The sequence below is a fragment of the Paenibacillus sp. GbtcB18 genome, from assembly GCF_019091125.1.
In the GTDB taxonomy this organism is placed as follows: Bacteria; Bacillota; Bacilli; order Paenibacillales; family NBRC-103111; genus Paenibacillus_F; species Paenibacillus_F chitinolyticus.
Window position 1 is genome coordinate 1 of sequence record NZ_JAGXJX010000489.1, and the last position, 260, is coordinate 260.

Here is a 260-nt window from a genome sequence, read left to right on the forward strand (position 1 = left end):
GCCATCGACAGCGCGCTCAACCCGCTCTCCTTCCCCGGCCTGGGCAGCCTGTCCGGGCTGGGCAACAGCGGCCTCGGAGCCGACGGCGAGAGCTCGCTGGGCGGTCTGTCCACGGCCGACCCGACCGCCTTCGGCGACACCGGGCTGAACGACGGCCTGGGAGACGGCCTGGGCGACGGCCTCACCGGCGGAGTGGACGACGGCCTCACCGACGGCCTGTCCTCCGACGCCCTCTCCCCCTCCGAGCTGGCGACGTCCTC

The 260-nt window shown here is 74.6% G+C and carries 1 protein-coding gene; it reads left to right on the forward strand.

Annotated features, from left to right (window positions below):
- On the forward strand, positions 1-260 hold a 260-nt coding region (locus KVT34_RS30475), incomplete at both ends, for a hypothetical protein (protein ID WP_217563316.1).